Origin of the sequence: Neisseria macacae ATCC 33926 (assembly GCF_022749495.1) — a bacterium.
GTDB lineage: Bacteria > Pseudomonadota > Gammaproteobacteria > Burkholderiales > Neisseriaceae > Neisseria > Neisseria macacae.
On record NZ_CP094241.1, the window covers coordinates 2,126,514 to 2,138,947 of the forward strand.

Below are 12,434 nucleotides of genomic sequence, written 5' to 3' on the forward strand. Positions count from 1 at the left end.
TCTGTTTTTTCAGACGACCTCGGTTTAAGAAGGTCGTCTGAAAGGGAAAATTGTCGGCAATTATAACTGTTTTTCACACAAACCCGCCATTTCGAAAAACGCCCGATACGCCGCCGCCTTTTTCGCCAAACTCAAAGGATAGGCGCGCGAAGTGGACGGCAGGCGGGTCAGCGTCAAATCCCGTCCGGCAAACGGAAATGGCACGGTTTCACCCGTTTTCGGCATTTTGATGCCGCCACCCTGAATATCGAGCAGGACTTCCGTCGCCTTACCGCCGGTGGTGCAGATATGGCGGCAGTCGGGCATCTGCGCCAACACCGCCGCTAAATCGACGGTTTCCACCACTTGCAAAAACTTGTCGGACGCATTGCCGTGTTCCCGCACCGCCTTCAACACGGTCGGGCAGGAGGCAATCCCCCGTTTGCGCAAAAACGCCTTGATTTTCTCCGCGTCAAACGCTTTTTCAGACGACCTTTGGAAATGCGCCGCATCATTAAAAAACACCAGCCCATAGACGCGCCACATATCGTTTTGAAAATTCGGATAATGAAACTGCATCGCGCGTTTGTCTTCCTTGGGCGGAAACGTCCCCATCATCATCACCGTCGCCTGCGGCGGCAGCAAGGCGGGGAAAGGATGGGTTTCGATTTCAAGCGGAGCGGACATCATGATTTCCTTGATAATGAAAATATCGGACGCAAAATAAAACGACAGCCGCCTTTTCAGACGACCCCTGCCTTGTCCTGAAACAAGTTTATAAGCCGACAGACAACGTTATCGCAAACGGAACAGCCGCTTTAGCGATATGTTAGAATAAAACCACGAAACATAGAAAAGAAAGGTCTCAATGCAAAAAATTCCTATTGAATACTACAACCTCAATTTATTCGAACAACTGGACAGGCCTGTCATTGCTTTCGTAAAAAAAAGGCCGTTCAGGAAAGTGGAGAACCTTCATGTCTTTGCTTCAACAGAGGCATATGAAAAAGAAAGGAGAAAGTTTGAAATCACCGGCTACAAAGCGCAAACCATCCCTTTAGGCATGTCTCTTGATGCGGTTATCTGGCAACCCTATTATGTAAACCTTGTTATATCCGGACTTGATACATCGGACATTATCTTTTCCAAAGACGATTTACAGCCCCTGAAAGACCTTATCGACAGCTTTTGCATTATGTTTGCAGCAACAAATGCCGAAATAGAAAATGCGAAAGCCTACGAGTTGATGAAAAACAAAACCGTTTATTTTCTCGGACAACTCCTTGCCAAAGAGTTTAAGGTGGGAGACAGAATCGGTTTCGAAGGCATTCAAAGAGAATCAGACGGTAAACATTATGTATCCGTCAAATGTTTCCTGACTAGGGAAAGTGCTGAAAAATTCAATATGAACAACCGCCCCGTAACGCCCGCCAATTTGGGATACCTCAAATATTTCTGGTGCAAACCGGTCATTATCGAACCACACCGAGACTACTGGATTGAGTTTCTATAACACTGACAGAGCATCCATCGTTTGATAAGGAACTTATCCTCTCTTGAATCTTTCAGACGACCTTCTGCCCATACCGCATCAGCGTCATGCCGCCGACTGCCGCCGCGCAGCCCGCAACCAGCGAAATGTGCAGCGGTTCGCCCAAAACCCACGCCGAAGACAGCATACCGAAAATCGGTACGAGCGTAATATACGCCGCCGCGCTGCCTGCGCCCAAAGTCTTCACGCCTTCGAAATACCACGCGTAGGCCAATACCGTCGCGCCGATGACCAGCCACGCCAATGCCGTCCAACCGCGTGCATCCATCGCCGCCATTGCCTCAAAAGGCAATCCGTCCGTCCACAACGCCACCACCGACAACATCAGCGCGCCGATGAACGACGTTGCCGCCGTTACCGTCAGCGCGTCTATCCCGCGCAAAACCGCACGTCCGATTAAAGTATAAGCCGCCCAGCAGACCACGCAGCCGAAAATCAGCCACTCCCCCGCCTTGATGCCGCCCGACAATACCGTCAAAGGCTGTCCTTGCGTTACCGCCGTTATTGCACCCAAAACCGCCAGCAGCATACCCGCCAAAATCTTCGCATTTAAACGTTCGCCGAAGAACCAAGCCGCCAGCAGCAGCGTCAGCACGGGATTCACTGCCACAACCACCGCCGCCTTACCCGCCGGCATCGCCTGCAAACCCAGCATGAAAAACACCGCATAGCCGCACACCCCGACGGAAGCGGCCACCGCCAAGCCCAGCCATTGCCGCGCCGACAAAGCCGCAAAAGTCGCAAACCTGCTGCGCGCAAACAACCAGCCCAACAACAAAACCGAAGCCAACACAAACCGAACCGCCCCGCCCGTCAGCGGCGGCAGCGACTGCCCCAGCATCCGCCCCATCGGCCAAGACGCACCCCACAACACCGCCATTCCCAGCAGTTTCAAATGTACAGAATAACGTTCCATCTCATTCCTTTATCAACAAAGGTCGTCTGAAAACCCGATTCCAAGTTTTCAGACGACCTCAATACCTCTATTCTGCCGCCTTTGATTTGGGGCGGACAACTTTTTTACCCCAGCACAATTCGGGCAGATCGACAGTGCTCACTACTGTAACTATATCAGGTTTATCCCTATCCCATTCCAGCGTAACACCGTCATCATCAATCGCACAGCCTGGCAAGTTTTTCTGTGTTAATGTCAGCTCAAAGTTTTTTAACTGTTTATTTGAATCAAGAATGACGTTTCCCCAATAAGGTTGATCATTGGAAGCAATATTTGCCTGCCAATACCCGTCACGTTCAGTGCGCGTCACTCGCCAAAAATATAATTTCCCATCCACAAACCACTCAGGCAGGGACACTTCGGCTGATTCGTTTAACATGCAACTTGATAGGAAATAATCAGCAGGACTGGACGGCATCTTGCCACCTTTAGTCAATGCTTGCCACTCTATCTCTCCGTCACTCCGGCAGGACCACCCTTCCACATCAACCGTCCTGGCTTCCCCGATAGCATTCATCGTCAGTGTTGCTTGATAACCATCTTCAGTCTGGTACGCAGAACGATTCATTCCATTAACTTCGATGCCTTTCCATTCAACGGGGCGAGAAAATGTAACTTCGCTAAAAGTAGAAAAATCAGGCTTTTTCGATACCCCATCCTGAGGAGCTACGGTCAGCTTAGAGCCTGCCGGGATTCGTATACCATCAATCACCAACTCCTCTTTAGCCGTTTGATAACTTGAATCATCATACCTTTTAGCTTGCCATGTCTTAACCATATACATGCCAAACAACGACACCACGATCAAATTAAAAATGATGGCTGAATTCCTAATCAGCGGATTTTTGGATTTAACAATTGCCACAATACTGGCAATCCAAACTATGGCAGCCATAGCCAATATGGCCATGCCAATAAGAATTAAATTCTCCAAAACAAGTATTTCCTTTTCTTTATAGTGGATTAACTTTAAATCAGGACAAGGCGACGAAGCCGCAGACAGTACAGATAGTACGGAACCGATTCACTTGGTGCTTCAGCACCTTAGAGAATCGTTCTCTTTGAGCTAAGGCGAGGCAACGCCGTACTGGTTTAAAGTTAATCCACTATATATTCAGAAAATAGGTCGTCTGAAAACCAGATTCCAAGTTTTCAGACGACCTTCCAATATTGCTGTTGCCAACAGATTACTTGGGCTGCCAAGAGTCTTTCAGCGTGACCGTGCGGTTGAACACGGGCTGCTCTGGGCGGTGGTCTTTGCGGTCGGTCACGAAATAGCCGATACGCTCAAACTGCCAACGGCTTTCGGCGGGCAGGTTTTTGGCTGCGGGTTCGGCGTAGGCGGTGATTTCCTTAATGGATTCTGGGTTGAGGAAATCGGTAAACGGCAGGTATTCGCCGTCTTCGCCGCGCACAGCATCGGGACGCTCGACGGTAAAGAGGCGGTCGTACAGGCGGACTTTGATTTCGGCGGCGTGTTCGGCGGAAACCCAGTGAATCACGCCTTTGACTTTTCTGCCTTCGGGATTTTTGCCCAAGGTGTCATGATCGATGCTGCATTTGAGTTCAACCACATTGCCCGCCGCGTCTTTTACCACTTCATCACACTTGATCACATAGCCGTGGCGCAGGCGTACTTCGCCGCCCGGAGTCAGGCGTTTGAAGCCTTTGGGCGGATTTTCGGCAAAGTCGTCGGCTTCGATGTAGATGGTTTGGGACACTGGGATTTCGCGCTCGCCCATTTCTTCGTGGTTCGGATGGAACGCGGCGCGGCGGCTTTGGGTTTTGCCGGCTTCAAAGTTAGTCAGGGTTACTTTGAGCGGATTCAAGACTGCCATCAGGCGCGGGGCGGAGTTTTCCAGCTCTTCACGAATCGCGCCTTCCAACACGCTCATATCGACGATGTTTTCAGATTTGGAAATACCGGCGCGTTTGGCAAACAGGCGCAGGCCTTCGGGCGTGTAGCCGCGGCGGCGCATACCGGAAATGGTGGGCATACGCGGGTCGTCCCAGCCGGCAACGTGGCCGTCTGAAACCAGTTGGTTCAGCTTGCGTTTGGACGTGATGGAATACAAAAGCTCCAAACGGGAAAACTCGTATTGGCGCGGGCGGGTGGCGTGTGGCGCGGGGATGTTGTCCAACACCCAGTCATAAAGCGGGCGGTGGGCTTCAAATTCGAGCGTACACAAGGAATGCGTGATGCCTTCGATGGCATCGGAAATGCAATGCGTGTAGTCGTACATCGGGTAGATGCACCATTTGTCGCCGGTGTTGTGGTGATGGGCGCGGCGGATGCGGTAGATGACGGGGTCGCGCATATTGATGTTGCCTGAAGCCATGTCGATTTTCAGGCGCAGGGTTTTGCTGCCGTCGGGAAATTCGCCGTTTTTCATGCGCGTGAACAGGTCGAGGTTTTCTTCGACGCTGCGGTCGCGGTAAGGGCTGTTTTTGCCCGCTTCGGTCAGCGTGCCTCGGTATTCGCGCATTTCTTCGGGCGTCAAATCATCGACATACGCTTTGCCGTCTTTGATTAAACCGACGGCGTAGTCATACAGCTGGTCGAAATAATTGGAAGCGAAACGCGGCTCGCCCGCCCAATGGAAACCGAGCCACTCGACGTCTTCTTTGATGGCGTTGACGTATTCGTCGTTTTCTTTTTCGGGGTTGGTATCGTCGAAACGCAGGTTGCACAAGCCGTCGTAAATATACGCCAAACCGAAATTCAGGCAGATGGATTTGGCGTGGCCGATGTGCAGGTAGCCGTTGGGTTCGGGCGGGAAACGGGTTTGGATGGCTTCGTGTTTGCCGCTTTTTAAGTCTTCTTCGATGATGGTGCGGATGAAATGGTTGTCCGCGAATTGGTCTTTGTTGAGCATGGTCAGGAGCTATCTGAAAATATGATGTCGTGCCGATTTTACCTGAAAACAGGACGGCTTTACAGTCAATACAAGGTACAGAGGTCGTCTGAAAACCGTTTCAGACGACCTCTGTATGGCCCATTACGAATCGGATGAAAGATTAGAATGGTCGGAAGCATTGTCTTCCGGACGTTTTGATGCCGTTGATGAATCGATCAAATTGACCAGCAGGTTAATCAACAGAACGATACCCAAAATAACCAAAAGTGCGATTGGGTAAAAAATCCCAAGCAAACCGGTAGTGCCGATAAAAGACCAGCGCATGGACGCCCAAAATGCTTGAAGCGAGGATTTTTCCAAAGAGAGCAGTTTGGGGCGGGCTGCGGTAGCGATAATGGAAGCAATCAGCGAACCAACATAAAATACAGGCAACCCTAGCCACAAAAAAGCTGATCCGTGATGATCGTAATTGGGGGAGTAAGGGTCATTATGACTGTCAGCACTGTCTACCGCCATCATAAACAACAACCAAAGTATGGTTGTTATCCACACGCTGCCCGCCACAGTAGCAGGTCGCAAACGATGGGAAAACAGGACATAAACCAGATTCGCCGAACAAAGCATCAACATACCGGCAATCAATGTAAGCTCGAAGCGATCGGGTATTGCCTGACTGAACCATATCGAAGTCGTGATGATAATAATGATACTGCCAGCCAATGAAAGGCCGGCAAATGTTCTTTCGCTGATACGGGGGAAATTCATCTTTATGTCTTTTCAAAACTGTTCTTCTGAATCAAAGAACATTCATATACGGATGATTGTTTTCAGACGACCTGCCCATTCAATAGCAGCCATCTGAAAACGCCTCCCCATTGTACCCGAATTTCATTAACCTTTTGTAACCCCCGAAATCAAAGCGGTACAAGTTCGGCAACCAGCCATTCTACGCCTACATCGCCCAAAACCTTCTGCATGGCGGCTTCCGGTACGCGGTCGGTAAATACTTTGTCAAACGAACCGATGTCGCCCAGCCTGACCAAGGCATTGCTGTTGAATTTGCTGTGGTCCACGCCCAAATACCTGACCCGCGCATTGGTCATCATCGCCTGCATGACGCTGACTTCTTTATAGTCGTAGTCCAAAAGCGATCCGTCGCTTTCCACGCCGTGCGTACTCATAACGGCATAATCGACTTTAAACTGATTGATAAAATCGACCGTCGCCACGCCCGTAATCCCGCCGTCCAAGGGGCGCACGACGCCGGAAGTGATGATGACGGTGTAGTCGGTGCGCGCGGACGTGATGGAGGCGACGTAAATATTGTTGGTGATAATCCGCAGGTTTTTACGCTGCTTGACCAACTCGGCGGCAACGGCTTCCATCGTCGTGCCTATGCTGATAAACAGCGACGAATTGTCGGGAATATGGGCGGCAATCAGGCGGGCGATGGCGTTTTTTTCATTTTGGCAGTGTTTTCGTTTGCCTTGCGCCACGCCGCCGGAAATATCGCCGACCGACGCTCCGCCGTGGTAACGCTTCAACTGCCGCGTTTCGCTCAATTCCTGTATGTCGCGGCGTATGGTCTGCGGGGTAACGTCCAAGGCTTCCGCAAGCTGCTCGACCGTCATGAAATGCTGCTCGCGCACCAGGGCGAGGATGTGTTCGTGTCTTTGTATTTTCGGTTTCATCTGGATTCGTTTCCATTCGTTCCGGTTCGTTTGAGTTCGGATTGTACGCCTTTTACCCAAAATCGGAAAAGGCTGCCGCCGATTCGGCTTTACCCAAAACCAAAGGTCGTCTGAAAACCTGAATCCCGGTTTTCAGACGACCTTTTTGCCGTGTTCGTGTTATTCCGCTTCGTATTTGCGTTCCAAACGCTCCACGCACGCGCTTAAGTGTTTGCGCATGACTTTGACCACGCGGTTGCGTTTGCCGTTGACCAGCAGGTCGAGGATTTCGCGGTGTTCGGAATGGGTGTGGGTGTTGATGGTGCGCTTTTCATGACGCTGCGCATCGAAGACGGCGACGATGAGCGAAGAGCGGGCGCACAGGGTGTTCATGATGTCGAACAGGACGTTGTTGTCGATCAGGCGCGCCAGTTCGACATGGAAGGCGTTGGACAGGCGGTTCCAACCCACGCGGTCGCCGCTGTCGGATGCCTGTTCTTCACGCTCGATCATGGCGTAGAGCGGCTGGAGGCGGGTTTCCAAATCGGGCATATCGGACAGGAGGTTCAAAATCATGCTTTCCATTTCGATACGCGCGTTGAACACGTCCTGCATTTCCTTCAAATCGGGAACATGAACGAACGCGCCGCGATTGGGTTGCAAATCGACGATTTTGTCGTGTGCCAACAAGGACAGCGCGCCGCGCACGGTATTGCGCGAGCAAACCATCTGGCGGCACAGCTCGGATTCGGTCAGTTTTTTGCCGGGCAGCAAAACATGGTCGGTAATGCCGTCCAAAATCAGGGCGTAAACACGGAACAGCTCCGAATCATGCCTGCCTGCCGGCATCATGGAAGAAGGGGTAGGCGCATGGAGGGTATCGTTATCGGTATTCATTATTTAAGCTCTCCTCATAGTCTGGCGTGTCATATCGTTTGAAATAACAGAAATTTTGCGACGGCGGCAACCCGCCCCGTATCGCTTTTTGCTTGATTCCATTTCGATATAGCACAAAATCTGATTAAGATATAATTAAAAATTGTTGACAATCTCTAGTGAAGCTTGCACAATATCCTCACAAGGCCAAGTTATGAAGGCTGATAGAGAGAGAATCCACAATAAGCAAGCAGATATATTCATAGTGTAGCGTGAATATATCTGCTTTTTTGTCGGGCGGGCTTTATTCACGCTTTAACAATATTCCGCCTCTAAACGCTTTTCAGACGACCCCTGAAGGATACGGGGGGTCGTCTGAAAAATTACTCCGCTTCGACGGTTTCAAAACTGTGGGTGATTTTCGCCGCCTTGCCCAGCATAATCGAAGCGGAACAATATTTTTCGGCAGACATCTGCACGGCGCGCTCGATGGCGGATTCGGTCAGGTTGTGTCCGATGACTTTGAAATGAATGTGGATTTCGGTGAACACGCGCGGGGCATCGTCGGCGCGCTTCGCGGTAACCGTCGCCTGGCAGTCCACCACCTTTTGACGCTGCTTCTCGGCAATCATCACGACATCGATGCTGGAGCAGCCCGCCACACCCAAAAGCAGCATTTCCATCGGGCTGGGACCGCGTTTCGCCTGCCCTTCCGCCGCCGCGCCTTCCATGACGACGCTGTGTCCGTTTTCGGTCGTGCCGACAAAGCACATTCCGTCTATCCATTTTGATGTAACTTGCATGATGTCTCTTCCGCGAAGTTGAAGTTGGTTTGCCCAATATTGTAAACAAATTTGACTGATAAATATAGCAAGAGGTCGTCTGAAATTTCCGTTTCAGACGACCTTGTTCAATCCCGATAAGCCCAATGATTGACCGGACCGTGTCCCGCGCCGATGTTCAAAGGGTTGCGAATCGCTTCGGTAATGTATTTCTTGGCGGTTTGCACGGCTTCGAGTGTTTCGAAACCTTTTGCCAGCTCGGCGGCGATACAGGCGGAGAATGTGCAGCCCGTACCGTGCGTATGCGCCGTCGGGAAGCGGCGGTCGGCAAATTCAAACACGTCATCCGGCGTAAACAGCCAGTCGGTGCAGTATTCGCTGCGACTGTCGCCCAAATGCCCGCCTTTAATCACCACGTTTTTCACGCCGCAACCTTGCAGGATTTTGGCGGCGCGTTCCGCATCTTGGCGGCTTTCAATACGCACGCCCGTCAAGGCTTCCGCTTCGGGCAGGTTCGGCGTCAGAATGTCCGTATCGGGCAACAGCAGGCGTTTCATCGCTTCGACGGCAGAATCCTGCAACAGCGGCGCACCGCCTTTGGCAATCATCACCGGATCGAGGACGCGCTTGCCGAAACGGCATTTTTTCAGATTTTCGGCAACGCATTCAATCACTTGAGCCGTACCCAGCATCCCGATTTTATAGGCGCGGATTTCAAAATCGGCGCGGACGGCCTCGATTTGCGCAGCAATGATGTCGGTCGGAACCAGATGCACCGCCGATACGCCGAGCGTATTTTGCGCGGTCACGGCGGTCAGCACGCTGGTGCCGAACACGCCGCGCATCTGAAACGTCTTCAAATCCGCCTGTATCCCCGCCCCGCCGCCGGAATCCGAGCCGGCGATGGTCAGCGTTTGGACGAATGTTTCTTCCATTTGGCTTCTCCTAATTGTTTGGTTTGATGAAACGGTTCGGATAGCGGTTTGAAGTTTTTTGCGTTTGTTTGGACCTGTCAGCCCAATTTTTTTAATTCTCGGCTCAAGATGCCGTGTATTTCCAGCGCCGTTTCGTAGCGGTCTTCTTTGGCGGGAACCGGCTCCAGAAAATGCAGCTCCACCTTGCTGGAAGGCTGGCTGATGATCATACAGATGGATTGCCACAGGCTGGTATCGCCCACATAAGCCGCCTGAAGGTTCGGACTGGTGCCGTCAGGATTGGGGTAGCGGCAGAGCATGGGGATAATGGGAACGCCTGCATCGTAGGCGGTTTGGAAAAAGCTGGGCTTGAACGGGAGGATTTCATAACCTTCCGTACTCGTCCCTTCTGGGAAAATGGTTACGGTATCGCCGTTTTTAAGGGCTTCGGTTACCGTGGCGATTTTAGCGGTATTGCCTTTGGTGCCCTTATTGCGTGAAACGTAAACGGTCTGCGCCTGCGTGGCGAGATAGCCGACTACCGGCCATTTGGCGACATCGTCTTTCGCTACAAACCGACCCGGAAATGCGCCGTTGACCGCCATGATGTCCAACCAAGAGATATGGTTGCTGATTAACAACTGCGCCCGCCCTTCCTGAGGCAGCGTGCCGAAGGTTTCCAGCTTCATGCCGCATGAAGCGAGGACGCGCAGCGACCAAATTTGGATGGCGCGCAGTTTGCGCCGTTTGCTGTAAAAGGGAAACAGGAAGAACATTTCCGCCATACCGTAAAGCAGGCAGATGCCGATGCAGAGCAGGCGGAAGGTAAAACGTAGTTTGGCAATCATAAGGTTGTGGTGTGTACAATCTTGGTATAGGGTGAAACCGCTAAAAATCAGTTATTTGCTGATTTCACAATAGTTGAGGTCGTCTGAAAAGGTTTTCAGACGACCTTTTAGTCTTTATGGTTTAGGGGCGAAACGTTGGAGGTAACGGTCTGCCAGGCGGGTGATGTCCATCATGATGAGCACGTCGGCGCAGTTGAACGCTTCATCGACGCAAGGCTCGCCGCAGAACCATGCGCCCGCATTGAGGTAGCCTTTAATCAGCGGCGGGACGTCCGGTTTGTCCGACGGGGTAATTTCGTCCCATTTGAGCGGATTGAGTGGCTTGACGCACCATTTTTCAGGCGCGAGGTATTTGGATTTCAGGGCATGATACAGACCCGCCGCATCGCTGCCGCCGTCGTGCATATCGATGCTGCCGCAGCCTATCATAAAGCGCAGGTTTTCGTCTTTCATGAATTTGACCAACCCCGACCACAAAAGCATGACCAAACCGCCGTTGCGGTAGTCGGGATGGGTGCAGGCGCGGCCGAGTTCGACGGTTTGCGGCAAGATGTCTTTCAAAGGGGACAGGTCAAATTCGTGTTCGCTATACCAGCCGCCGACTTTTTTGGCGGTTTCTTCGGTAATCAGGCGGTAGCAGCCGATGACTTCTCCGGTTGCGTCGTCAAAAGCCAAAAGGTGGTGGCAATGTTCGTCGTAAGGATCGACATCGCGACCGTCGTCGCTTTCGATTTCCGCCCCCAGTTCTTGGGCGAATACCTGATAACGCAAGCGTTGTGCTGCTTCAATTTCCGCCTGCGTTTCCGCAAGGCGCACGCTCAGACCGATTTTGGGGCCGGTTTGGTTGAAACGGCTTTGGGACATGAATTTTCCTGTCTTGTACATTGGATAATCGATTTGCGATTATAGCGGATATAGGGCGGAATTTATATTGAGTTCGGACAAGTGAAGCAAATTAGGGATGAAATGACTATGCAAAAAGAATTTTTTACAACAGAATGGGGACAACTGTTTTCAGACGACCCCTCCCCTGTTTTGAAAAAATCTTGCACGCCCTTTCCCCAATACAGACAACCCCTTCATTGAAATCCCACCGCATGATTAAAGGAAGGCAAAGTGTGTATCAACCAAGAGGCTACCTGAAAAACGTTTTATGTTTTTCGGGTAGCCTCTTGCCAAATTGCCTATTCCTTTCTTATTATTCCGCCCTTCATTTTAATAACAGGAAAACGCATTATGCCCTCCAAAATCTCCATAGGCCGTGCAGCCCTCCTTGCCGGTCTCGTTTGCCTCACTGTCGGCTGTGCCAGCTTGGACAAACGTATGAAACGTTTCGTCGGCAAACCTATCGATGCCGTTATCAAATCCTATGGCGTCAAACCCACAGAAGGTGGAGTCAAATCGGAAAACGACCGCTATGCCTACCTCTGGCGCTATACCTACTACTCCTACGCTGGACGTGAATACGAAGGCAGCAGCCAAAATGGGCCCATCATTACCAACTACTATAGCAACGTCTGCTACGGACAAGACCAAGACCGCATTTTCTACACTGACGATCAAGGCATCATCGTAGATTATTATTGGCAAAACAGCGATAAATGGCGCGTGAATTGCAGTACTCACCAAATCGGCCGGTATTTCCGAAGATCCCTGTAATCAAACACATCCCTCAAACTACGTTAGCGCGTTTAATATGAAGGAAACAGTTAGCCGCAACGAAACCCAATCCAATTAAACAGTTGGGAAATATAGTGGATTAACTTTAAATCAGGACAAGGCGACGAAGCCGCAGACAGTACAGATAGTACGGAACCGATTCACTTGGTGCTTCAGCACCTTAGAGAATCGTTCTCTTTGAGCTAAGGCGAGGCAACGCCGTACTGGTTTAAAGTTAATCCACTATAAAAATGGGACAAGACGGCAAACTTTAAAGCAGACGGATAATAAAACCGCCCGAATGTTCTGCCAAACAAGACATTCGGGCGGTTTGTTTCCGT

At 51.1% G+C, this 12,434-nt stretch carries 13 protein-coding genes; 2 read left to right on the forward strand and 11 right to left on the reverse strand.

Annotated features, from left to right (window positions below; all coding sequences use genetic code 11):
* Nucleotides 1–60: 60 nt before the first annotated feature.
* The gene (locus MON40_RS10235) at nt 61–666 is read right to left on the reverse strand and encodes a DNA glycosylase (RefSeq protein ID WP_039862763.1); all 606 of its coding nucleotides are present in this window, start codon (nt 664–666) and stop codon (nt 61–63) included.
* A gap of 181 nt (nt 667–847) precedes the next feature.
* On the opposite strand from MON40_RS10235, the gene MON40_RS10240 reads away from it, so the two are divergent.
* The gene (locus tag MON40_RS10240) at nt 848–1,492 is read left to right on the forward strand and encodes a hypothetical protein (protein WP_003756053.1); all 645 of its coding nucleotides are present in this window, start codon (nt 848–850) and stop codon (nt 1,490–1,492) included.
* A 52-nt stretch (nt 1,493–1,544) separates the two neighbouring features.
* Here MON40_RS10240 and MON40_RS10245 read toward each other — a convergent pair whose 3' ends face one another.
* The 10 genes from MON40_RS10245 to MON40_RS10290 form a co-directional block, all read right to left on the reverse strand.
* Complete coding sequence (locus tag MON40_RS10245; protein WP_003776795.1) at nt 1,545–2,447, reverse strand: DMT family transporter; 903 nt, start codon at nt 2,445–2,447, stop codon at nt 1,545–1,547.
* A 67-nt stretch (nt 2,448–2,514) separates the two neighbouring features.
* Nucleotides 2,515–3,420: a hypothetical protein gene (locus MON40_RS10250; RefSeq protein ID WP_039862761.1), complete on the reverse strand. Its 906-nt coding sequence runs from the start codon at nt 3,418–3,420 to the stop codon at nt 2,515–2,517.
* Between the two features lie 253 nt (nt 3,421–3,673).
* The gene (locus MON40_RS10255) at nt 3,674–5,362 is read right to left on the reverse strand and encodes a glutamine--tRNA ligase/YqeY domain fusion protein (protein WP_003776791.1); all 1,689 of its coding nucleotides are present in this window, start codon (nt 5,360–5,362) and stop codon (nt 3,674–3,676) included.
* Nucleotides 5,363–5,485: 123 nt separating this feature from the next.
* Nucleotides 5,486–6,109, reverse strand: a complete 624-nt coding sequence (locus MON40_RS10260) for a hypothetical protein (protein WP_003776787.1) — start codon at nt 6,107–6,109, stop codon at nt 5,486–5,488.
* Nucleotides 6,110–6,258: 149 nt separating this feature from the next.
* A complete protein-coding gene (locus MON40_RS10265) occupies nt 6,259–7,035 on the reverse strand; it encodes a DeoR/GlpR family DNA-binding transcription regulator (protein WP_003776785.1) in 777 nt (258 codons plus the stop codon).
* Nucleotides 7,036–7,194: 159 nt separating this feature from the next.
* The gene (locus MON40_RS10270; protein ID WP_003769051.1) at nt 7,195–7,911 is read right to left on the reverse strand and encodes a GntR family transcriptional regulator; all 717 of its coding nucleotides are present in this window, start codon (nt 7,909–7,911) and stop codon (nt 7,195–7,197) included.
* Nucleotides 7,912–8,273: 362 nt separating this feature from the next.
* Nucleotides 8,274–8,693 (reverse strand): OsmC family protein, encoded by a 420-nt coding sequence (locus tag MON40_RS10275; protein ID WP_003741038.1) that lies wholly within the window; start codon nt 8,691–8,693, stop codon nt 8,274–8,276.
* A 107-nt stretch (nt 8,694–8,800) separates the two neighbouring features.
* Nucleotides 8,801–9,607, reverse strand: coding sequence for a bifunctional hydroxymethylpyrimidine kinase/phosphomethylpyrimidine kinase (thiD, locus tag MON40_RS10280; protein ID WP_003776780.1), 807 nt, complete (start codon nt 9,605–9,607; stop codon nt 8,801–8,803).
* A 77-nt stretch (nt 9,608–9,684) separates the two neighbouring features.
* On the reverse strand, nt 9,685–10,434 hold the full coding sequence (locus tag MON40_RS10285; RefSeq protein WP_003776778.1) for a lysophospholipid acyltransferase family protein: 750 nt from the start codon (nt 10,432–10,434) through the stop codon (nt 9,685–9,687).
* A 114-nt stretch (nt 10,435–10,548) separates the two neighbouring features.
* Complete coding sequence (locus MON40_RS10290) at nt 10,549–11,298, reverse strand: GNAT family N-acetyltransferase (protein WP_003769049.1); 750 nt, start codon at nt 11,296–11,298, stop codon at nt 10,549–10,551.
* A 372-nt stretch (nt 11,299–11,670) separates the two neighbouring features.
* Between MON40_RS10290 and MON40_RS10295 the strand changes: the two genes are divergently transcribed.
* Entirely contained in the window at nt 11,671–12,093 is a 423-nt protein-coding gene (locus tag MON40_RS10295) for a hypothetical protein (RefSeq protein ID WP_003776776.1), read from the forward strand.
* Nucleotides 12,094–12,434: the final 341 nt, after the last annotated feature.